This is a genomic window from Streptomyces sp. NPDC037421, from assembly GCF_055602105.1.
The window spans coordinates 77,965-98,671 of sequence record NZ_JBVJWV010000023.1; the positions used below are offsets into that span (position 1 = coordinate 77,965).

The following is a 20,707-nucleotide window of genomic DNA, read 5'->3' on the forward strand; positions in this document are numbered from 1 at the left end:
CCAGGCGTATGGTTTTTTCTCCCCTCCCCGCGTGTCCTCCGGCGTGCCCCCTGCCGCGCCCTGGCGGGGGGCGGGGGCCGGCGGGGCGTCCCCCCCCCCCCCCTCCCCCCCCCCCCCTCGGCCGTTCTACGTACCACTGCCGTCCCGAGGGCCTGTGCGGCCCTCGGCACAAGGGCGGTACTACTTGCCCTTGGCGGCTTCCTTGAGCTTGGAGCCCGCGGAGACCTTCACGCTGTAGCCGGCCGGGATCTGGATGGGGTCGCCGGTCTGCGGGTTGCGCGCGGTGCGAGCGGCACGGTGGGTGCGCTCGAAGGTCAGGAAGCCGGGGATGGTGACCTTCTCGTCGCCCTTGGCGACGATCTCGCCGACGGTCTCGGCGAGCGCGGCCAGAACGGCGTCGGCGTCCTTGCGGGTCACCTCGGCGCGCTCGGACAGAGCGGCCACCAGCTCACTGCGGTTCATGTTGTACTCCCGTGTTCAACTTGCCTTAGAGGCGTGAGATCGAAGCCGATGCTGCCAGGGCCCTAGGACAGTCCCCGGACCCGGGTCTGAACGTCAGACCCTCTCGCCCGGTTACGCATCCTGCCCCCACCAGCGGCGGGAAAGCCAATCCGGCACCCGCCAGGGTCACACGAAAAGCGCCACAGTCACGCCTCGGTGACGCTCCGTCCGCACCAGGGGCTCCGGTGGATGCGGACCGCGGGCCACGCGGGCATCCCCGCAACCCTATGGGCGCCCCGCCGGGCCCGCATCCCGCGACGCGCCGGGATCAGGCCGTGGGCCCCGTCACAGCGGGGGCCTGGGCGGCCTGTGCGGCCTTGCGGACGGCGCCCGCGACGGCTCCGGCGACCTTGTCGTTGAAGACGGACGGGATGATGTAGTTCGCGTTCAGCTCGTCCTGGCCGACGACGTCGGCGAGGGCGGCCGCGGCGGCCAGCATCATGTCGGTGTTCACGGTGCGCGACTGGGCGTCCAGCAGGCCGCGGAAGACGCCCGGGAAGACCAGCACGTTGTTGATCTGGTTCGGGAAGTCCGAGCGGCCGGTGGCCACGACGGCTGCGGTCTGGCGGGCGACGGCCGGGTCGACCTCCGGGTCCGGGTTCGCGAGCGCGAACACGATGGCGCCCTCGGCCATGGCCGCGACGTCCTCGCCCGAGAGCACGTTCGGGGCGGAGACGCCGATGAAGACGTCGGCGCCGACCACGGCCTCCTTGAGGGTGCCGGTGTAGCCCTCGGGGTTGGTGTTGTCGGCGATCCAGCGCAGCGGGGAGTCCGGTGCGGCGTCGACCAGGTCGGGGCGGCCGGCGTGCACGACGCCGTGGATGTCGGCGCTGACGGCGTTCTTGACGCCCGCGGCGAGGAGCAGCTTGAGGATGGCGGTGCCGGCCGCGCCGGCGCCCGACATGACCACCTTGACGTCCTCAACTGCCTTGCCCACCACGCGAAGTGCGTTGGTCAGGGCGGCGAGGACGACGATGGCGGTGCCGTGCTGGTCGTCGTGGAAGACGGGGATGTCGAGGGCCTCGCGCAGGCGGGCCTCGATCTCGAAGCAGCGCGGCGCGGAGATGTCCTCCAGGTTGATGCCGGCGAAGCCCGGGGCGATGGCCTTGACGATGGCGACGATCTCGTCGGCGTCCTGGGTGTCGAGGCAGATCGGCCAGGCGTCGATGCCGGCGAACCGCTTGAAGAGGGCCGCCTTGCCCTCCATGACGGGCAGCGCGGCCATCGGGCCGATGTTGCCGAGGCCCAGGACGGCGGAGCCGTCGGTCACGACTGCGACGGAGTTGCGCTTGATGGTGAGGCGGCGCGCGTCCTCGGGGTTCTCGGCGATGGCCATGCACACGCGGGCGACGCCCGGGGTGTAGATCATCGAGAGGTCGTCGCGGTTGCGGATGGGGTGCTTGGACGACATCTCGATCTTGCCGCCGAGGTGCATCAGGAAGGTTCGGTCGGAGACCTTGCCGAGGCTGACGCCCTCGATGCCGCGGAGCTTCTCGACGATCTCGTCGGCGTGCGCGGTGGAGGTGGCGGCGATGGTGACGTCGATACGGAGCTTCTCGTGCCCGGAGGCGGTGACGTCGAGGCCGGTGACCGACCCCCCGGAAGACTCCACGGCGGTGGTGAGCTGGGAGACCGCGGTTCCGCTCGCGGGCACTTCCAGGCGGACCGTCATCGAATACGAGACGCTGGGCGCCGTTGCCATGGCCGTGTTTCCTCTTCTGTCCCTGGTTTCGCTGTACACGGATCCTGCCCGACACCGTCCAGCGATGGGCAGGTGGGCAGGACCTGTTGTCCGATCGTCCCACCTACCAGCCGGTACAAGGTAACCAGCTACAAATTTCGGAAAGACTCTTCCACCATACGAGAGAATCTCGGTGCCTGGAATGGTGGGTTAATACAAAACAGGTCCGCGCCCCCCACTCGGTGGAGGGCGCGGACCTGTTGATCGGACTAAGACACCGACCCGCCATGCTCGCCTCGCGGCAAGTGGTCGCTCTAAGCGACGAAGGTTGGGCCCGGGGGCTTGGATCGAGCCGGTGTCGTACCCAGGCTAACAAAGGATCGCCGGAAGCGATCCCCCCTCCCGCGAGTTGGACACCCCGGATCACGCGCCTGGCCGCGGGGCGTCCGGGGACGGCCCGCGGGCGGCCGGGCGGGGGTCACGCAGGGTCAGGGACCGGCCGGGGCGACCGCGTGTCGCGAGCGGGACCGGCGAGGGTCCACCACGGCTCCGGCGGAGCTCCGGCGGACCTGCGGCGGGGGCCCTCGCTACGGGCGCAGGAGCTCCGGGACGCCGTCCGCGCCCGGCTTGTCGCCCTCCGCCGAGACCACCGTCAGCTGCTGCGTCGCGCGCGTCAGCGCCACGTACAGCACCCGCAGGCCCGCCGGGGACTCCTCCGCGATCTCCGCCGGGGAGACCACCACCGTCGCGTCGTACTCCAGGCCCTTGGCCTCCAGGCTGCCCAGCGCCACCGCCCGCTCGCCCAGGTCCGCCAGCCAGCCCGCCGCCTCGGCGCGCCGGTCCATGGCCACGACCACGCCCACCGTGCCGTCCACCTGCTCCAGCAGCCGCCGGGTCTCCTCCCGCACCGCCGCGCCCAGGTCCTCCCCGGCCGCCGTGAAGCGGGGCTCCAGGCCCGTCGAGCGCACCGCCGTCGGCGGCTCCATGCCCGGCATCGCCAGCTCCAGCACCCGGGCGGCCACCTCGGCGACCTCGGCCGGGTTGCGGTAGTTCACGGTCAGCGTGAACCGCCTGCGCGGCCGCCTCCCCAGCGCCTCGTCCCTGGCCGCCGCCGCCTCGTCCGGGTCCGTCCAGGAGGACTGCGCCGGGTCCCCGACCACCGTCCAGGTACCCGTACGGCCCCGCCGGCCCACCATCCGCCACTGCATCGGCGTCAGGTCCTGCGCCTCGTCCACGATCACGTGCGCGTACTCGGTCCGCTCGGCCGCGATCCGCTCGGCCCGCTCCCACTGGGTCTCCTCGCGGGTCGGCATCAGCTCCTCCAGCCCGCTGAGCTGGTCCAACGGGTCCAGCTCCCGCTTCCGCTTCGGCCGCGCGGGCGCGCCGAGGAGCTGGCCCAGCTCGTCCAGCAGGGCCACGTCGTGCACCGAGAGGGGGCCGGAGCCGTCCGCGCCGACCCGGCGCAGCGAACGCGCCAGCTGGCGCGTCTCGCGCGGGTTCAGGTCCCGCCGGGACCAGCGGCCCAGACGCCGCTCGTCGGCCATCGCCGCCAGCACCCGGCGCGGGGTCAGCTCCGGCCACCAGGCGTTCAGGAAGCCGAGGAAGTCGTCCTCGGTGGAGATGTCCTCGTCGAACGCGCTGCGCAGCTCGGCGGCCAGCTCCGGGTCACTGTGCCGGCCGGACGAGCCCGTCTTCGCGTACAGGGCGTCCAGGAGCAGCTTGCGGGCGCGCGGGCGCAGCAGGTTCACGGGCGCGGTGCCGCCGAGCACGTTCTGCCGGATCCGGTTCAGCTCCGGCGCCTCCAGCTCCACGCGCCGGCCGAAGGCCACCACGCGCAGCCGCTCGGGCGCGTCGCCGAGCTCCAGGGCGCCGCGGACGGCCTTCCGGAGCACCTTCAGCATCCGGGAGGAGCCCTTGATCCGGGCCACGGGCGGCTCGTCGTACGTACTCGCCTCGGCCCCGTCGACCAGCGAGCCGAGCGCCCGGATGGCGACCTGGCCCTCCTCGCCGAGCGAGGGCAGGACGCCCTCGGTGTAGGCGACGAGGAGAGGGGTCGGGGACACGATCAGGATGCCGCCCGAGTAGCGGCGGCGGTCCTGGTAGAGGAGGTACGCGGCACGGTGCAGGGCGACGGCCGTCTTCCCGGTGCCCGGCCCGCCGGCCACCTCCGCGACGGAGGCGGCGGGGGCGCGGATGACCAGGTCCTGCTCGGCCTGGATGGAGGAGACGATGTCCCGCATGGTGTGCGTACGGGCCCGCCCGAGAGCGGCCATCAGCGCGCCGTCGCCGATGGCGGGCAGCTCCCGGCCGTCGAGGGAGGCGGTGACCTCCGGGCGCATCAGGTCGTCCTCGACACCGAGCACCTTGCGGCCCTTGGAGCGGATCACCCGGCGGCGGATGACGCGGCCGGGGTCCTTGGGGGTCGAGCGGTAGAACGGCGCGGCCGCGGGGGCCCGCCAGTCGATGACGAGGGGCGAGTAGTCGGAGTCGAGCACGCCGATGCGGCCGATGTGCAGGGTCTCCGCGATGTCGGCGGTGAGGTCCGCGCGGATCGCGTCGTCGGCGGGCTCGATGGAGGTGTAGGCCCCGTCGGGGCCGCGCTCCCCGTCCTTGCCGAGGACGAGGTCGATCCGTCCGAAGAGGAAGTCCTCGAACTCGTTGTTGAGCCGGTTGAGGTGGATCCCGGCACGGAACACCTGCGCGTCCCGCTCGGCGAGCGCCCCGGGCGTGCCGACCTGGCCGCGCTGGGCGGCGTCGTTCATGAGGAACTCGGCCTCGTGGATCTTCTCCTCAAGGCGTCGGTACACCTGATCGAGATGCGTCTGCTCGACCGCGATCTCCCGATCGCGGACGGAATCCGCCGTGCTGTCGACAGCGGCATTCTGCGCGGCCACCAAGGCCCCCTTCTGACGTGCATGGGCGACCGTCAACCGTACGCGAATCCGCCCCGTCTCCGCACGCCGGTCTTGGGAGGCGGGCGGTTCGCGGGGGCGGGTGGGCGGGTGAGGGGGTGGGGGCGGGCAGGTGGGTGGGTGGGGAGGCGGATCCCCTTGGAGCGGATCAGGGAGGGTTTGGGGGTTTCCCGTCAGTCCCATCGTCCTTCCGTGTCGTGCCGGTCCCTCAAGGGCGCTCCCTTCGGTCGCGTCACTGCGTGATCGCCTTCGGCGACCCTTGACCGACCGGCCCGCCCCGGAAAGACAAAGGACTGCCGGAAAACCCCCAAAAGAACGGCACGGTCCAGAGGGGAAGGGACGGGCGTGTCAGGGACGAGGCGAGGGGCCGGGGGCCGGTTTGCCGGGTATTCGGGCCCTTGGAGGCCTGGTCCAGGGCCGGGGGCCCGGCTACCTGCGCCAAATGTTGACCAGAGGCCCTGCGGAGCACCCAGACGCAGCAGATCGCCACGCGCTCCTCTCGTCTCGGCGTCCGGCGGCCGTCCGGGCCTGGTGTTGGCGAGGTGTGTGGGTGCAGGCTCCCCGGCTCGGGTGGGGAGCCTGCGGCCCGGTCAGCCCTTGAGGGCGCCGACGAGCTGGGCCCGCTCGCCTAGCTCCCGTACGGCCCGGACGGTGCCGTGCGGGCGGAGCCTGAGGTTCATCACCTCGAAGTGTTCGTCGCCCCGGGCCGAGGACAGCGCCTCGTACTCGTCCAGGAAGCGCCCCCACGATTCGCACGCGGCTTCGACGTGGCCGATGGACAGCTGGCGCTGGGCGAGGACTCCGTACGCGTGCAGGCGGCCCTGGCGCTCGTTGGCGGGCTGGAGCCGGATCGATTCGCGCAGGGTCCGTACCGAGCCCGGTACGTCCTTCGTCTCGTTCAGGACGTGCGCGACGTGGAACAGGTAGGCGGTCCGGTCGTAGCCGCCGATCGACTCCCGCCGGTCGTCCGCCCGGGCGAGCGCCTCCTCGGCCTCCCGCAGCCGGACGAAGGCCTGGCGCTTGTCTCCGACCATGGCCGCGCCGTGCGCCTGCTGTCCGCGCAGGAACGCCACCAGGCGCGGACCGGCGGAGGGTGCCGCTTCCGCCGCCGAGTCGGCGAGTTCGAGGGCGCGCCTGCCGTAGCCGAGGTTGGACGCCTGGAGCGACATGCCGCGCAGGGTCCGGCAGTAGGTGACGTGCTCCTCCGCCTCCCCGGCGAGCTTCAGCGCGGACACGTAGTAGTCCTGGCCCAGCCGGTGCTGCCGTTCGTACATGGCCATCCACCCGGTCAGGTAGACCAGGTCGGAAGCAGCCGCGAGCAGGCTCCGCCGCACCGGCGCCGCCGCCTCGGCCTTCAGCCACGGCCCCACGGTGTTCACGAGGAACGCGGCCGCCATCGGGCGGGCATGGCCCGCGCCGAGCTCGTCGAGGATGTCGGCGATCCGGTCCGTCATCGCCTGCACGGCGGCCACCTGCGCCTGCCCGACCCGGGTCGTCGCCTTCCCGGGCCCTATCGGGTCCGGGCCGTCGGCCCGCGCGAGGGTCGGGAACAGCGGGATGCTGAGTGCTGCGGAGAAGACTCCGGCCGCGATCACGCGGCGTCGGGACGGATCCATGTCGGCCCTTCCGAGGTCTACGAGTTCCCGCACAGTGTCCGCCTCCGCCGCCCCGCCGGGGGGCGTGAGCCCCGCCTCGGCGTAGGTGACCGGCCGTGCCAGTTTCCGTTCGAACGCCTCGATGATCAGTGCCCTGACCTGCGGCCTCGGGTGGTGTCCCGCCACCCACTGCGACACGGCGGGCTGGCCGTACTTGAGCAGGAGCCCGGCCTCCGCGCCGATGCGGTTCACGATCGAGGCGAACTGGCTTCTTGACCATCCGGCCTGCTCAAGGAGCGTCGACAGACCGGTGTTGGGTGTGCGTGAGCGTCGCGCCATGAGCAACTCCCCACAGGTGCATGGCTTGCATGCTTCTCCGACCCTCCAACGGTACTCGCGCGGGGGGCCCGCGCGGTTACCTCGTCACACCAACCGGTGACCGCGCGGGAGTTGACCACCCGCCTGTGAAGCAAGGAGCGACCCGTGAGCCAGGAGTACGTCCCCCACCGGCTTCTCCGTCAGCACGTGCGCGATACCGCCTCCGGCGCCGAGGGCGTGCTGATGGCCGTCATCAACGAGAACGTCTCGGACACCGGCATCGAGCACTGGATGGAACTGGCCTACATCCGTGGTTCGTCCGGCCGCGAGTTCACCACCGCGATCGCCAACGTCGAGCCGGCGAAGTGAGTCAGACGAGTCGCCGGGCCAGGACCTGGCCCGGCCAGTCGCCGGACAGGAAGCTGTCGGTGAGAGTGAAGCCGTTGCGCTCGTAGAAGGCGACCAGCTCGCCCCCGCCGCCCGCCCAGCAGTCGACGCGCAGGAGCTCCAGGCCGGCCCGGCGCGTCTCGTCGGCGGCGTGCGCCAGCAGGGCCGCACCGATACGCAGACCCACGCGCCGCCGGTCGGAGACGAGCAGGCGGACGTACAGCTCGGGCTCCTCGGCCGGCTTGATCGGCATCTGGGGGCTGGGACCGGAGTCCAGCACCATGGCCCCGACGGGCGTCCCGCCCAGCTCCGCGATCCACGGGGTGTTCTCGGTCAGGTACCGCTCGACCCGCTCCACCCCGCCGGGCTTCTGCGAGTACGGGGTGGTGCCCCACTGCTCGGTGTTGCCACGGGAGTTCATCCACGCGACGGCGCCGTCGAGCATGTCGAGCACGGCCGGAGCGTCCGCGAGGACACCGGGCCGGATACGTATGCCAGCTGTCGTGTCGTTCACCCTTGAAGCCTAGCCAGCGCCTGTCCGGCCGATCTCGCGACCGTCTTCTGACGGCTGGAACGCGGGGAAGCGGGCCGGGCCTTCTGACCCGAACAGGTGGAGCCGGGGTGACGCGCCAGAGTGGGTGATCCAGCGGATCGATTCATCACCTGACACCTCTCCTATGGTCGGGCTCGCACCTCCCCTTCGTGCGCTTTCGATCACTTCCGGAAGGGATTTCCCCCTCATGAAGCTCCGCAGCACCCTCGGCGCCTGTCTCGGCGCCCTCACGCTTGTCCTGTCGATGTCCGGCTCGGCCCAGGCCGCCCAGGGCAACTTCCACTACAAGTACGTGGACGGGCACGGCCAGGAGCAGTACGCCACGCTGCACGACCCGCACAGTGGCAAGTGCATCAACCTCTACCCTGTCGGCGACGACGACGAGCTGCCCGCCTACGGCCCGCACAACCAGACCGATACCGCCGTGACCGTCTACCTCAACGCGAGCTGCGAAGGCTCTCAGTGGCGGCTGCGGGCCAATGGCGCGCCGGCCAAGGACACCCTGGAGGTCCGCTCCGTCCGCTTCGACGCCCCGTAGGGTAGCGATCCGACCCGCCCACCGGCTCCTGGGCCGCTCCGGTCGGCATTTGGTGCGGGTATCAGCCCCGGACGGTCGTCGGACGCTGAGACGAGAAGAGCGCGTAGCGGTCTGACGCGCCTGGGCGCTCCGCAGGGGGGGACCTGATCAACATTTGGTGCGGGTAGCCGCGCCCCGGCCCTGGGCCGGGCATCAAGCGGCCCGGATGCCGGGGATGCCGGCGCCCGGCCCCTCGCCTCATCGCTGAGAGACCCGCCCCTCCGACCATGGACCGTGACCGTTCTTTTGGGGGCTTCCCGGCAGTCTTTCGGCTTTCCGGGGCGGGACGGGATGTCACGGGTCGCCGAAGGCGATCACGCAGTGACGCGACCGAAGGGAGCGCCCTTGACGGGCCGGCCCGTCACGGAAGGACGATGGGACTGACGGGAAGCCCCCAAACCGGCCCTGAGACCGCCCAGCCGGCACCCCGCTCCCCCACCCCTCCCCCACCCCTCCCTCTGCACCTCCCCCTACGCCTCCACCCCCGCCACCTCCCGCACCCGCCGGCGGTGGCGGGCCACCCGCTCCCTGTTGCCGCACAGTTCGCTGGAGCACCACCGGCGGCGGTGGCCGCGGGAGGTGTCCAGGTAGAGGCGGGCGCAGCCGTCGCCCTCGCAGGACCGGATCAGGGCCAGGTCGCCGGGGTCGGTGAGGAGCTCGACCGCGTCCCGGGCCACCGTGGCCAGCATCCCGGCGCACTCCACCCCGCCGCAGAGTTCCCGGACGAGGTGGCCCTCCTGGTCCCGTACCGCGCACACGCCCGGGGGCGGTCCCGCGGCGGCCGCGTTCAGCCGGGCCAGGGCGTCCTCCTCCGGGCCGGTGCCGGCCAGTTCGGCCCGTACGAGGGTGCCCACGTCGTCGCGCAGCGCGCGGAAGGCCTCCACCCAGTCGGGCCCGAGCCGTCCGAGCGGGGTCCGGTCGGGGACCAGGCCGGCGCCGACGAGCCACAGCCGCAGCTCGTCGCCGTCGCGGATCCCCTCCCGGCATCCGGAACCGGCCCCTTCAACGCCATCCGTCGCCAGCAGGTCCAGACAGACCCGCCCGGAGTCGAACCACATGCCCGTCACCGCCTCGTCGCCGCCTCGTCGCCGTGGGACTGGGACGCCCCCAGAGTGCCGTCGGCGGCCGTGAAGCGGAAGCCCCCGCGCGGGGCGGGGCCGCGGCTACGCGGCGGGCGCCTCGTCGTGCAGCACGCGCTGGAAGAGGCGGTGGTCGCGCCAGGCTCCGTTGATGTGGAGGTACTGGGGCGCGAGTCCGATCTCGGTGAAGCCGTTCTTGGCCAGGACCCGCATGGAGGCGTGGTTGTCGACGAGCGTCTGCGCCTCCACCCGGTGGAGGCCGAAGTCCTCGCGGGCGGCCCGGATGACCTCCGCCAGCCCGGCGGTGGCCAGCCCCCTGCCGTGCCAGGCCCGGTCGATCCAGTAGCCGACGCCGCCGCTGCACAGGGGCCCGAGCGCGATGCCGCCGAGGTTCATCGCCCCGAGCACGGCGTCGCCGGCCGCCTCGACGAACACGTACGGGACGAGCCGGCCCCCGTCGCGGTCTTCGAGCATCCCCTCGATGCGCTCCCGCTGCCCGGCCTCGGTGTAGAACCTCTCGGTCCGCAGGGGCTCGTACGGCGCCATGGCGGCCCGGTTGCGCGTCAGTACGTCGGCCAGCCCGGCGGCGTGCTCGACCGCAAGGCCCTTCATCTCCACCCCGTTGATGATCATGCAAGCACGCTAACGGACGTCCGCCCCCGCGCTCCAGCCCTCGCCCTCCCCCGCGTCCAGCGACAGCCGGTACCCCCGCTTGACCACCGTCTGGATCAGCCGCGGCGCCCCCAGGGCCGCCCGCAGCCGGGCCATCGCCGTCTCGACGGCGTGTTCGTCGGTGCCCGCCCCCGGCAGCGCCTTCAGCAGCGCCGCCCGGGACACCACCCAGCCGGGCCGCCGGGCGAGCGCGGCCAGCAGGGCCATCCCGGCGGGCGGGACCGGGCGCAGCCCGTCGTCGACGAGCACCGCGTGCCCCCGGATCTCCAGCCGGTGTCCGGCGACGGGCAGCACCCGTGCCCGGCCGGGGAGTTCGCGGCACAGCACCTGCACCAGCGGCCCGAGCCGGAACCGCTCCGGCTGTACCGTCTGCACCCCTTCGGCCTGGAGCGGCAGCGCGGTGACGGGCCCCACGCACGCCGCGGCCACGGGCCCGCGCAGCGCCTCCAGCACCGCCTCGCGCAGCCCCCGCTCGGCGGCCCGGGACAGCAGGGAGGCGGCGGCCGGCGCCGAGGTGAAGCTGACGGCGTCCACCGCCCCGACGGCGACCGCGTCCAGCAGCCGGTCCAGCGGTGCGAGGTCCTCGGGCGGCATCCACCGGTAGACCGGTACGGGCACCACCTCGGCCCCTCCGTCGCGCAGGGCCTCCACGAACCCGGGGAGCGGCTCCCCGTGCAGCTGGAGCGCGATGCGCCGCCCGGCGACGCCGCCGGCCAGCAGCCGGTCCAGTACCTCGGCCAGCGATTCCGACTGCGGGGACCAGGCTTCCACCAGCCCGGCGGCCCGTACGGCGCCCTTGACCTTGGGGCCGCGCGCCAGCAGTTCGGTGGTGCGCAGCCGCTCCAGCAGCTGTTCGCCGATGCCCCAGCCGTCGGCGGCTTCGATCCAGCCGCGGAATCCGATGGCGGTGGTGGCGACGACGGCGTCGGGCGGGTTGTCGACGAGTTCCTTGGTGGCGGCCATCAGCTCGCTGTCGTCGGCGAGCGGCACGATCCGCAGGGCGGGGGCGTGGATGACGGCGGCTCCGCGCCTGCGCAGCAGGGCGATGAGTTCGTCCGCCCGCCGGGCGGCGGTGACTCCGACGGTGAATCCGGCCAGGGGGCCGTGGGTAGCGTCGTCCATCGTGGTGACCTGCCTTGCCCTGAGGGTTTCCTGCGGCGGGGACCCGCCGGTGCGTCCGGGGCGCTCCGACGGGTTCGGGGACGCGCCGTCGCGTCGGGGATGTTCCGAGCCTGCCAAGGCGTCGTGTCAGGCTCGGTTCCACCGTATTTCGGGCCAGTTAACCGGGCCGCAACCGGCCCGGTCACTCTTCACACCGAGGTGAGCTGCGCTTTCCTCTCGCCCTGCCCGTCGGCGACCGGGGTCTGTGCGGCGGCCGGCCGGCGAAGGTATACCGCCCAGGTGACCGCGCAGCACACCGCGTAGAAGCCGAGGAAGGTGGTGAAGGCGGCCGTTCCGGAGCCGGATTCCAGGAAGGCCGAGCGGAACACCAGGTTGATGGCGAGGCCGCCGAGTGCGCCGACGGCTCCGATGACTCCCATGGAGGCGCCGGACAGCCGCCTTCCGTGGGCGGCGGCCGCTTCGCCGTCGAGGCCGCGGGCGAGGGCCTTCGCGGCGAAGATGCCGGGGATCATCTTGTAGGTGGAGCCGTTGCCGAGCCCGCTGAGCGCGAAGAGCGCCACGAATCCGACGAGGAACACCGGCAGGGACGCCCGTACGGAGGCCAGCAGGACCACCCCGGTCGCGGCGGCCATCGCCACGAAGGTGGCGAGGGTGATCCGGGCCCCGCCGAAGCGGTCGGCGAGCGCCCCGCCGACGGGCCGGACGAGCGATCCGAGGAGCGGGCCGATGAAGGTCAGGGAGGCGGCCTGGAGCGGGGTCCGCCCGAACTGGGTCTGGAGGACGAGCCCGAAGGCGAAGCTGTAGCCGATGAAGGAGCCGAAGGTGCCGATGTAGAGGAAGGCCATGATCCAGGTGTGGGCGTCCCGGGCGGCCTCCCGGACGGCGCCGCCGTCGTTGCTCACCGGTGCCAGGTTGTCCATGCGGACGAGGGCCAGCGCGGCGGCGATCACGATCAGCGGGAGGTAGATCCCGAGCAGCAGCCTGGGGTGTCCGGCTCCGGCGGTGCCGATGACCAGCAGTGCGATGAGCTGGACCACGGGGACGCCGATGTTGCCGCCGCCCGCGTTGAGACCGAGCGCCCAGCCCTTCTTGCGCAGCGGGAAGAAGGCGTTGATGTTCGTCATGGAGGAGGCGAAGTTGCCGCCGCCGACGCCGGTGAGCGCGGCCACGGCCACGAAGGTGCCGTAGGAGGTTCCGGGTTCCATGACGACGAGGGCGGCGATCGTCGGTGCGAGCAGCAGCAGGGCGCTGACGACGGTCCAGTTGCGGCCGCCGAAGCGGGCGACGGCGAAGGTGTAGGGGATCCGGACGAGGGCTCCGACGAAGGTGGCGGTGCCGATGAGGAAGAACTTGCCGGCCGGGTCGATGCCGTACTGGGGGCCCATGAAGAGCACCATCACGGACCACAGCGACCAGATCGAGAAGCCGATGTGCTCGGAGAGCACGGAGTAGAGGAGGTTGCGGCGGGCGATCCGCTCCCCGCCCTCCCGCCAGAAGGTCTCGTCCTCGGGGTCCCACCGCTCGATCCAGCGGCCTCCCCTGCGCGGTGCGGTCGTACTACCGGTCATCACACGCCTCCACCATCCACAGCTGTCGTGTCCGTGATGAGGAGGCTAGGAACGGCGCGTTTCGGCCCCGGTCCCCGCCGGATGACCGGTGGGAAACCTTGCACTCACCCGCCGCCCGGGCCGGGTGTGAGCGCTGCCGGGAGCCAGCTGTCCGGGGGGACTTCCAGCCAGCCGCCGGCGTTCTGGAGTTCGGTGGCGGCACGGTGGAGGGCGTCGAGGCCGGGGTGGTCGAAGCCCTTGCGCCACACCATCGACAGCGGGGACAGCGGTGCGGGGTCCACGAGGGGGCGTTTGACGCTGCCGGGCATGTCGAGGAAGCCGACGGCCACCAGGACGGGGTTGCGGGTCTTGGCCATGACCCGGACGAACTCCTCCTTGCCCATCGCCACGGGGGCGGGCGGGGCGACGGCGATGCCCCGCCCGGCGAAGAGCTCGCGGGCCAGCCCGGTCCACTCCAGCGTCCTCGGGTTCCCGGCTCCGGCGTACACGGACTCCCCGGCGAGCGCGGCCAGCGGTACGCGGTCCAGGGCGGCCAGCGGGTGGTCCTCGGGGAGCAGTACGGCGAGGGGTTCGTAGCGTACGGGGCGGTGGCCGAGCCGGGCGCGCAGGGCGGGCGCCAGCCCGGCGGCGTACCCGAAGGAGACGTCGAGGCGGCCGGCGGCGATCTCGGTGGCGGCGTGGGTGAGGCCGCTCTCGAAGCGGGCCATCAGTTCGCATCCGGGGGCGAGTTCGCGGGCCCGTTCCAGGACGCGGCGGCCGGTGCTGGGGCCGTCGGTGTTCATGTCGACGAGCAGGGCGCGGGGCGGTCCGGCGAAGGCGGCGGCGAGTTCTTCGTGGGCGCGGAGCACGCCGCGGGCATGGGGCAGCAGCCGTTCGCCGTCGGCGGTCAGCTCGACGGCGCGGGTGGTGCGCAGGAACAGCGGGGTGCCGAGGGCCTGTTCGAGGCGGCGGACGTCGCGGCTGAGGGCCTGCTGGGCGACGTAGAGGCGGGCGGCGGCGCGGGAGAAGTGCAGTTCCTCGGCGACCGCGAGGAAGCCGCGCAGCAGGCGGGGGTCGACGTCACGGGCGGTCATCCCCGGAGATTAACAACGGAAGGGCGTGAATGGCCCCGGAACAGGTGTTGGACCGCCGCCGGGGGCGGGCCGCAGGCTCGTGCCATGCCGCAGGAAACCCCTCTCATGGCCGTGACCGGCACCACCCTCGTCCTGGCCGCGCCGTCCCCCGCGCCCGCCCCTCCGCCGCCGCCGGTGCGCGCCCGGGGCCCGTACGCCCGTCTCTTCACCCGCCCGGGCACGCGCGGGTTCACCGCCGGGAACCTGCTGGCCCGGCTGCCGATGGGCATGTTCGGGGTCAGCGCCGTGATGATGATCGCCGGGCAGCGCGGCTCGTACGCCCTGGCCGGCGCGGTCACCGCCACCGGGCTGGCCGCCACCGCCCTCGTCGCGCCCTGGACGGCCCGGCTGATCGACCGCCACGGGCAGGCCCGGGTCGCCGTACCGGCCACCGTGATCGCCGTCCTCGGCTCGCTCTCCCTGGTCCTGTGCGTCCGTACGCAGGCCCCCGCGTGGACCCTCTTCGCCTCGTACGCGGCCACCGCGACGACCCCCAACATCGGCGGCATGTCCCGGGCCCGCTGGACCCGCCTGCTGCCCCCGTCCGAGCACCACACCGCGATGTCCTTCGAGCAGGCCGCGGACGAGCTGTGCTTCATGCTCGGCCCGGTCCTCGCGGCCTTCCTGTGCACCGCCGCCTTCCCGGAGGCGGGCACCCTCGCCGGGGCGGCGATGCTGCTCACGGGCATGCTGGTCTTCACCGCGCACCGGGCCACCGAGCCGCCGGCCACCGGGGTGCCGCCCGCCGCCCTGGGCCCGTCGCCGCTGCGCGCCCTGCTCCCGCTGCTGGGCCTGCTCCTCGCCACCGGTGCGGTGTTCGGCTCGATGGAGGTGGCCTCCATCGCCCACCTCGCCGCCCTGGGCCTCGGTGGCACCTCGGGCCCGGTACTGGCGCTCCAGGCGGCGGGCTCCTGCGCCGCCGGGCTGTTCTACGGCACCCGCCGTCCGCGGAGCCTGCGGACCTGCCTGCTCGCGCTGGCCGCGGCGATGGCCCTGCCCTGGGCGGCCGCCGCCACCGGCTCCCTCGCGCTGCTGGCCCTGGCGCTGCTGCTGGCCGGGATGGCCACGGCGCCGGTGATGGTGGGCGCGATGGCCCTGGTGCAGCGGGCCACTCCGCCCGGCCGCCTCAACGAGGGCATGAGCCTCGCCGTCACCGCGATCATGGCCGGCATCGCCGCCGGCTCCGCCACCGCGGGCCAGGCCGTCGACCGCCTGGGCTCCACCGCGGCCTACGCCCTTCCGGCCGCCGCCGCCCTGCTCGCGCTGACCCTCTCGGCCGCAACATCCCGATTTATCCGTCTTGTTCCGGCGAGCGAGTGACGCGCCCGCGTGGTACGCACCACTCCTCCGCGCGATCCCGCATAACTGGGGGTGCTTTCCCCCAGCGCCCTTGCTTTCGCGGAGGAACTCCCCTTGCCTGCTTCACGCTCCGTCTCCTCGGCCCTCGTCGTCGCGGCCGTCACCGCGTCCTGCCTGGTGCCGGCCGTACCGGCCCTGGCCGATGCCTCCCAGATCCGGTTCTTCCAGCCGTACGTCCCCTCCATCGCCCCCGGCCAGACGGGCCGCGTCGTCATCGCGGCCGTGAACGGCCAGGACCCGGCGCGCAGCAGCAGCTTCCGGATCACCGCGCCGGAGCGGACGACCTTCCCGGAGGCCCGCTTCTACTGGAACGGCCAACGGGCGGCCGGCTCGTGCACCCGCTCGGCGGACGCGCGCCTGCTGACCTGCGACGCGGGCACCCGCGCGGGCTTCGCCTTCCCGGCGAACACGCAGACGCGGCTGGCGGTGACCGTCCGGGTGGACCCGAAGGCACCGCAGGGCACGACGCTGGACGGCGGCGAATGGGCCGACGGCATCGACCTCCCGGCCCTGTTCGCCGTGGCCACCCCGGTGACGGGCCCGAAGGGCGACGACGGCCGCCCGGGCCACGACGGTCACGACGGCAGGCCCGGCCACCACGGCAAGCCGGGCCGCCCGGGCCCGCAGGGCGAGAAGGGCGAGCCCGGCAAGGACGGCGCGCCCGGCCCACAGGGCCCCGAAGGCAAGGCCGGAAAGGACGGCGAGCGCGGCGCCCGCGGCCCCGAGGGCAAGAAGGGCAAGGACGGCAAGAACGGCGCCGACGGCAAGGAAGGCCGTCAGGGCATCCAAGGCATCCAGGGCCCCGCCGGCCCGAAGGGCGACTCCGGGAAGAACGGCGAGCCCGGCGCCCGCGGCCCCGAAGGCAAGAAGGGCAAGGACGGCAAGAACGGCGCCGACGGCAAGGGCGGAAAGGGCGACAAGGGCGACCACCACGGCAAGGGCGAAGGCCCGAAGGCCCGCATCGTCGCCTCCGGCCACGGCCACGGCCTCGGCATCCGCTCCGGCCCCGGCACGGGCTACCGGAAGACCGGCAAGATCCCGGCCAACACCGTCGTGAAGCTCCAGTGCAAGGTCAACGGCCAGACCGTGGGCGACAATCCGATCTGGTACAAGCTCGCCGACGGCCGCGGCTGGATCGCCGCCCGCTACGCCCTGAACCTCAACAAGGTCCCGTACTGCTGAGGCCCCGGCCCCGCACCCCGGCATGACGAAGGCCCCGCAGCCGACCGGCTGCGGGGCCTTCGCCCACATGGGATGAGTGGAGATGGCGGGAATCGAACCCGCTCCCGCCACGGGTCCTCTACCCGGACCAGATGATGTTGCAGACGTACACGCACTCGTGTCGAGGAACCACCAGGAACTGCACCACACCGCGACCGCCCAGGACGTCGAAGGAGCGCAGGCCTCCCTCCCGGCCGCTCGGGTGCCCGGCGCGGGCTGCGTCACGCCCGAGCGCCGCGAGTTCGGTTGCCAGCCGCTCCACCTCCGCGACCACTCCCGGGGGCAGGCCGTCGGTGTGATAGGCCGGATCGTCGGTGTTGTACTCCCAACGCCAACCGCTCACAGACCCGCCTCGGCCTTCGCCTCCCGGAGGATCTGCTGGATCTCCGCGAGCGCTTCCACGGGGTCCTCGATCCCGGCATCGACGAGGGCCTCAAGGGCTTGGAACCGGGCAGCCCGTTCGGGGTAGCGCGCGATGGCCACGTTGATCGCCCATACCTGGATGAAGGAACGCAGAGGAGCCAGGCTCTGCGTCTGCTGGGCGTTCGTGGCGGCCTCCGCGAGGTGCTCGTCAAAGGCGTGGAGCCTGGAAGGGGCGATCCGGGCGAGCGCATGCCGCATCGCGGCAATGGTGGGTTCCGGCATCGGGATCAACGGGCCTTTGCCCAGAGGCATCGGTGCAGTCATCGGTACTCCTCCTCAGCTGTGGCCTACCGTACTGGCCACGGGACGGGAAGGGGCGCCCATGACGAAGGCCCCGCAGCCGACCGGCTGCGGGGCCTTCGCCCACATGGGATGAGTGGAGATGGCGGGAATCGAACCCGCGTCCAACGGTGCAGAAGCAGGGCTTCTCCGAGCGCAGTCCGCTGCGATTTTCTCGGCCCCGGAGATCACACGGACAAGTCTCCGACGGGCTCAGTCACTGTTTGGTTTCCCTCCAACCCCCGTGACCGGGGCTAGAGGTTTAGATCCCTAGTTGACGCCAGGATCCGGACCGGGACCACTTCCGGGCTGACGCTCCTCACAGAGGCTTCAGCTCACTGTTATTAGGCAGCGAGGGTGAAGCGGGAGTTATCGCTCTTGGAGTTGGCGATTATTTTTTGCGACATGTGGTTAGCGAGATCATTGCCGCTTCCTCGGCTCGCTTCCCCTGCATCGACAGCCGCTGTCGAAACCGATCATCCCCATGTTCACTATTGAATTAGGTACCGCTTCAAGCTGCGCCGCCCCCGAGGGGGTGGTGCTGACGCCATGGTACGCGAAGTGGACCACCGCGTGCCAGGAGATTAAACCGTGCCCCGCTGCTTGCGCCGGACCGCCGAGATCGCCCGCTGCGTCTCGCGCGTGTCCTGCTTCTCGCGCAGGGTCTGGCGCTTGTCGTACTCCTTCTTGCCCTTCGCCAGCGCGATCTCGACCTTCGCGCGCCCGTCCTTGAAGTACAGGGACAGCGGGACGACCGTGTGGCCCGACTCCTCCGACTTGCGCTCCAGCTTGTCGATCTCCTCGCGGTGCATGAGGAGCTTGCGCTTGCGGCGGGCGCTGTGGTTGGTCCAGGTGCCCTGGCTGTACTCCGGCACGTGCACGTTGTACATCCAGACCTCGCGGCCCTCCACCGACACGAAGCCGTCCACCAGCGAGGCCCGGCCCTGGCGCAGGGACTTGACCTCGGTGCCGGTCAGGACGATCCCGCACTCGTAGGTGTCGACGATCGTGTAGTCGTGCCGGGCCTTCTTGTTCTGGGCGATCAGCTTGCGCCCTTTTTCCTTAGCCATAGTGCGGTCATTTTCGCACTACGACCCCACCCCGAGGCCACCCAATACCGTGCGCGCCCGCTCCTCCGCCCCGTCACCGGCCGCCAGGTCCGGGGTGATGCCCCCGCCGTCGAGGCTGCGGCCCGCCGGGGTGCGGTACGTGCCCACCGTCAGCTCCGCAACCGCGCCGCCCGGGAGCTCGGTCGGCATCTGCACCGAGCCCTTGCCGAAGGTGCGGGTGCCCACCGTCACCGCCCGGCCGCGGTCCTGGAGGGCGCCGGTGACCAGCTCGGCCGCGCTCATGGTGCCGCCGTCGACCAGCGCCACCAGGGGGCGGGCGGTGTCCCCGCCCGGGTCGGCGTACAGGGCGCGCTCGGAGCCCCGTACGTCGTACGTCGCCACGAGCCCGCCGTCCAGGAAGGCGGAGGCCGCGGCCACCGCCTCGGTGACCAGCCCGCCCGGGTTGCCGCGCAGGTCCAGCATCACCCCGCCGCCGGGCGGGGCCTCGCGGACGGCCGTCCTGACGAGCTCCCCCGAGCCCCGGGTGAAGGAGGCCACCTTGATCACGGTGATGCCGCCCGCGAGGCGGCGTACGGTCACCGGTTCGGTACGCAGCTGCGCGCGCCGGACGGTCACGGTGCGGTCGGCGCCGTCCCGGCTGAGTCCGAGCACCACCGGAGTGCCGGCTTCCCCGCGCAGCAGCGCCACCACGTCGGCCACCGCCAGCCCGGTCACGCTCTGGGCGTCCACGCTCAGCAGCCGGTCCCCGGCGCGCAGGCCGGCCCGGTCGGCGGGGCTGTCCGGCTGGACCCGGTCGACCTCGATCCGGCCGTCGCGGCGGCGTCCGGCCCAGAGACCCACCCCGGTCCAGCGGCCGTCGAGTTCCTCGGCGAAGGCGGCGTACTCGCCCCGGTCGTAGACCGTGCCCCAGCGGTCGCCGCTGCGGCTGACGACCTCCTGGGCGGCCTTCTTGCCCGACTTGCCCTCGGCGACGGCCTCGGCGGCGGCCCGGGCGACGGCCTCCCGGTCGGCGGTGCCGGGGCCGGGGGCAGGGGGCGGGTCCGGTTCGCCGGTGCCCGCCAGGAAGGCCGTACTCGTCTCGTCCGTCTCGTGCGGGGACCAGCACCCCGTGCCCGCGGCGGTGCCCACGCAGACGAGGAAGACCAGCGTCAGAACGGCCCCGCGACGCAGGCCGCGGGGCCGGAGACAGAGGGCGGGCAGACCCGGCATGCCGCCGAGTCTAGGACAAGCCCCGCCACGGCAAGCCCGGTTGACCACAGAGCGCAGGAGGCGCTCGTCATACCTTCAGGTACTTGCGCAGCGCGACGAACGCTGCCAGCGAGGGCATCAGCAGACCGATGACCAGCACCAGCGGCAGCTTGGTGAGGACCGCGTCCCAGCCGATGAAGTTGATCAGCTGGAGCTTGTCGCGGAGCGCGATGCCGTGGTCGATCACGAAGTACTGGCCGGTGCCGAGCATCCCGCAGGCGAAGACGGCGCCGATGAGGCCGGCGACGGCCGCCTCCATGATGAACGGCACCTGGATGTAGAAGCCGGAGGCTCCCACCAGCCGCATGATGCCGGTCTCCCGCCGACGGCTGAACGCCGAGACGCGCACCGTGTTGACGATCAGCAGCAGGGCCACGATCAGCATGACCAGCATGATGCCGAGGGCCGCCCAGTTGAGGGTGCCGAGCAGGGCGAAGAGGTTGTCGAGCTCGGTGGACTGGTCGGCGACCGACTGGACGCCGTCGCGCCCGGCGAAGGCGGAGGTGATGACCTCGTACTTCTCCGGGTTCTTCAGCTTGACCCGGAAGGAGTCGGGCATCTGGTCGGGGGTGACGACGGAGGCCAGGGCCGTGTGGCCGAAGCGCTCCTTGTAGTGCTTGTAGGCCTCGTCCGAGGACTCGTACATGACGGTCTGGACGAGGTCCATCTTCTTCAGCTCGGACTCGATGCCCTGCTTCTGCTCGGGGGTGACCGCCCCCTTGGAGCAGGGCCGGCCGCTGGCCGCGGAGGCGCCGGCGGAGGATGCCGGTGCCCCGGCGGCCGCGCCCGGGGCGGCGGCGCCGGCCGCGTCCAGGGCGTCGTTCTTCGTACAGAGGTAAACGGTGACGTTGACCTTGTCGTACCAGTACCCCTTCATGGCGCTGACCTGGTCGCGCATGAGCAGGGAGCCGCCGAACAGGGCCAGGGAGAGGGCCACGGAGATGATGACCGCGAAGGTCATGGTGAGATTGCGGCGGAGGCCGACGCCGATCTCCGACATGACGAACTGGGCGCGCATGACGTCTCAGGG

At 72.4% G+C, this 20,707-nt stretch carries 19 protein-coding genes and 1 other RNA gene; 4 read left to right on the plus strand and 16 right to left on the minus strand.

From position 1 onward, the window contains the following. Positions 1 to 180: 180 nt before the first annotated feature. The 4 genes from ACZ7IF_RS27625 to ACZ7IF_RS27640 form a co-directional block, all read right to left on the minus strand. Positions 181 to 462, minus strand: a complete 282-nt coding sequence (locus tag ACZ7IF_RS27625) for an HU family DNA-binding protein (protein ID WP_007264399.1) — start codon at positions 460 to 462, stop codon at positions 181 to 183. Between the two features lie 307 nt (positions 463 to 769). Further along, complete coding sequence (locus ACZ7IF_RS27630; RefSeq protein ID WP_470976487.1) at positions 770 to 2,203, minus strand: NAD-dependent malic enzyme; 1,434 nt, start codon at positions 2,201 to 2,203, stop codon at positions 770 to 772. A 566-nt stretch (positions 2,204 to 2,769) separates the two neighbouring features. Then, entirely contained in the window at positions 2,770 to 5,076 is a 2,307-nt protein-coding gene (locus tag ACZ7IF_RS27635; RefSeq protein ID WP_470976490.1) for a HelD family protein, read from the minus strand. 608 nt (positions 5,077 to 5,684) lie between these two features. Beyond that, positions 5,685 to 7,028, minus strand: a complete 1,344-nt coding sequence (locus tag ACZ7IF_RS27640) for a hypothetical protein (RefSeq protein ID WP_470976493.1) — start codon at positions 7,026 to 7,028, stop codon at positions 5,685 to 5,687. Positions 7,029 to 7,172: 144 nt separating this feature from the next. On the opposite strand from ACZ7IF_RS27640, the gene ACZ7IF_RS27645 reads away from it, so the two are divergent. Next, a complete protein-coding gene (locus ACZ7IF_RS27645) occupies positions 7,173 to 7,376 on the plus strand; it encodes a hypothetical protein (protein ID WP_470976496.1) in 204 nt (67 codons plus the stop codon). Position 7,377: 1 nt separating this feature from the next. Here ACZ7IF_RS27645 and ACZ7IF_RS27650 read toward each other — a convergent pair whose 3' ends face one another. Further along, on the minus strand, positions 7,378 to 7,908 hold the full coding sequence (locus ACZ7IF_RS27650) for a GNAT family N-acetyltransferase (protein WP_470976499.1): 531 nt from the start codon (positions 7,906 to 7,908) through the stop codon (positions 7,378 to 7,380). A gap of 226 nt (positions 7,909 to 8,134) precedes the next feature. On the opposite strand from ACZ7IF_RS27650, the gene ACZ7IF_RS27655 reads away from it, so the two are divergent. After that, positions 8,135 to 8,485: a hypothetical protein gene (locus tag ACZ7IF_RS27655; RefSeq protein ID WP_470976502.1), complete on the plus strand. Its 351-nt coding sequence runs from the start codon at positions 8,135 to 8,137 to the stop codon at positions 8,483 to 8,485. 509 nt (positions 8,486 to 8,994) lie between these two features. Here the strand turns inward: ACZ7IF_RS27655 and ACZ7IF_RS27660 are convergent. The 5 genes from ACZ7IF_RS27660 to ACZ7IF_RS27680 form a co-directional block, all read right to left on the minus strand. Then, positions 8,995 to 9,582, minus strand: coding sequence for a CGNR zinc finger domain-containing protein (locus ACZ7IF_RS27660; RefSeq protein ID WP_470976505.1), 588 nt, complete (start codon positions 9,580 to 9,582; stop codon positions 8,995 to 8,997). Positions 9,583 to 9,687: 105 nt separating this feature from the next. Then, positions 9,688 to 10,236 carry a GNAT family N-acetyltransferase gene (locus ACZ7IF_RS27665; protein ID WP_470976508.1) on the minus strand — a complete coding sequence of 183 codons (549 nt, stop codon included), beginning with the start codon at positions 10,234 to 10,236 and terminating at the stop codon, positions 9,688 to 9,690. A gap of 9 nt (positions 10,237 to 10,245) precedes the next feature. After that, entirely contained in the window at positions 10,246 to 11,397 is a 1,152-nt protein-coding gene (locus tag ACZ7IF_RS27670) for a uroporphyrinogen-III synthase (RefSeq protein WP_470976511.1), read from the minus strand. Between the two features lie 188 nt (positions 11,398 to 11,585). Further along, on the minus strand, positions 11,586 to 12,965 hold the full coding sequence (locus ACZ7IF_RS27675; RefSeq protein WP_470976513.1) for a nitrate/nitrite transporter: 1,380 nt from the start codon (positions 12,963 to 12,965) through the stop codon (positions 11,586 to 11,588). Between the two features lie 104 nt (positions 12,966 to 13,069). After that, a complete protein-coding gene (locus tag ACZ7IF_RS27680; protein ID WP_470976516.1) occupies positions 13,070 to 14,038 on the minus strand; it encodes a LysR family transcriptional regulator in 969 nt (322 codons plus the stop codon). An 84-nt stretch (positions 14,039 to 14,122) separates the two neighbouring features. Here ACZ7IF_RS27680 and ACZ7IF_RS27685 point away from each other — a divergent pair, with 84 nt between their 5' ends. Both ACZ7IF_RS27685 and ACZ7IF_RS27690 read left to right on the plus strand, forming a co-directional pair. After that, positions 14,123 to 15,397 carry an MFS transporter gene (locus ACZ7IF_RS27685; protein ID WP_470976519.1) on the plus strand — a complete coding sequence of 425 codons (1,275 nt, stop codon included), beginning with the start codon at positions 14,123 to 14,125 and terminating at the stop codon, positions 15,395 to 15,397. A gap of 93 nt (positions 15,398 to 15,490) precedes the next feature. Continuing rightward, positions 15,491 to 16,618 (plus strand): SH3 domain-containing protein, encoded by a 1,128-nt coding sequence (locus tag ACZ7IF_RS27690; RefSeq protein ID WP_470976521.1) that lies wholly within the window; start codon positions 15,491 to 15,493, stop codon positions 16,616 to 16,618. Between the two features lie 118 nt (positions 16,619 to 16,736). On the opposite strand, the gene ACZ7IF_RS27695 is transcribed toward ACZ7IF_RS27690, so the two are convergent. From ACZ7IF_RS27695 to ftsX, 6 genes are all read right to left on the minus strand, one after another. Then, positions 16,737 to 17,000 (minus strand): hypothetical protein, encoded by a 264-nt coding sequence (locus tag ACZ7IF_RS27695; protein ID WP_470976523.1) that lies wholly within the window; start codon positions 16,998 to 17,000, stop codon positions 16,737 to 16,739. Continuing rightward, positions 16,997 to 17,344 (minus strand): DUF6247 family protein, encoded by a 348-nt coding sequence (locus tag ACZ7IF_RS27700; RefSeq protein ID WP_470976525.1) that lies wholly within the window; start codon positions 17,342 to 17,344, stop codon positions 16,997 to 16,999. Before ACZ7IF_RS27700 ends, ACZ7IF_RS27695 begins: the two co-directional genes overlap by 4 nt. A 110-nt stretch (positions 17,345 to 17,454) precedes the next feature. After that, positions 17,455 to 17,843, minus strand: a transfer-messenger RNA (tmRNA) gene (ssrA, locus tag ACZ7IF_RS27705). A 100-nt stretch (positions 17,844 to 17,943) separates the two neighbouring features. Further along, entirely contained in the window at positions 17,944 to 18,429 is a 486-nt protein-coding gene (gene smpB / locus ACZ7IF_RS27710; RefSeq protein WP_470976527.1) for an SsrA-binding protein SmpB, read from the minus strand. A gap of 18 nt (positions 18,430 to 18,447) precedes the next feature. After that, positions 18,448 to 19,638: a S41 family peptidase gene (locus ACZ7IF_RS27715; RefSeq protein ID WP_470976529.1), complete on the minus strand. Its 1,191-nt coding sequence runs from the start codon at positions 19,636 to 19,638 to the stop codon at positions 18,448 to 18,450. Positions 19,639 to 19,705: 67 nt separating this feature from the next. Then, entirely contained in the window at positions 19,706 to 20,695 is a 990-nt protein-coding gene (gene ftsX / locus ACZ7IF_RS27720) for a permease-like cell division protein FtsX (protein WP_470976532.1), read from the minus strand. Positions 20,696 to 20,707: the final 12 nt, after the last annotated feature.